This window comes from Mesorhizobium sp. M7A.F.Ca.ET.027.03.2.1, assembly GCF_003999175.1.
GTDB lineage: Bacteria > Pseudomonadota > Alphaproteobacteria > Rhizobiales > Rhizobiaceae > Mesorhizobium.
In genome coordinates, this window is record NZ_RZOM01001696.1 from 1 (window position 1) to 722 (window position 722).

Sequence of the window (722 nt, forward strand, 5' to 3'; positions counted from 1 at the left end):
GAAGCGAGGGGTCCTCGATGGAAACCGCAAGCACGCGCTTGAAGCTGCCCGGGAAGACGACATCGCTCCCCTCAGCCGTGCCGAGCCTGACACCGCCGCTGGCCTCGCCGAGGACAAGATGCTCCGGCCGTATGGCCAGCGCAACGGCGGAGCCCACCGGCAGCGCGCCGGGCAGCGAGACCGGCCCGACGGGCGTGGCGACGGTGCTTGTCCTCTCCTTCGCCTCTGTGACTGTGCCGGCAAGGATCGAGCTTTCGCCCATGAAGGTGGCGGAAAAGCGCGTCGCCGGCCTGTGATAGACGCGCTCGGGCGGGCCTTCGTCCTCGATGCGCCCGTCATTCATCACCACACAATGGTTGGCCAGCGCCATCGCTTCTTCCTGGTCGTGGGTGACGTGGATGAAGGCGGTGCCGACGCGCTTCTGGATCGCTTTCAACTCGTCCTGCATCTGCCTGCGTAATTTGAGATCGAGCGCGCCGAGCGGCTCGTCGAGCAGAAGCACCGCCGGCTCGATCACCAGCGCCCGCGCCAGCGCCACGCGCTGCCGCTGGCCGCCGGAGAGCTGGTGCGGCTTCTTGTCGAAGGCGACAGCCAATCCGACCAGCGCCAACGCCTCACGCGCCTTTGCAGCGCGCGTCGTACCGTCGACGCCCTGCATGCGCAGGCCGAAGCCGACATTGCTGCCGACGCTCATATGCGGGAACAGCGCATAGTCCTGGAAC

The 722-nt window shown here is 67.3% G+C and carries 1 protein-coding gene; it reads right to left on the bottom strand.

Going from position 1 to position 722, the window contains the following annotated elements:
* On the bottom strand, window positions 1-722 hold a 722-nt coding region (locus EN750_RS37440; RefSeq protein ID WP_145968335.1), incomplete at both ends, for an ABC transporter ATP-binding protein.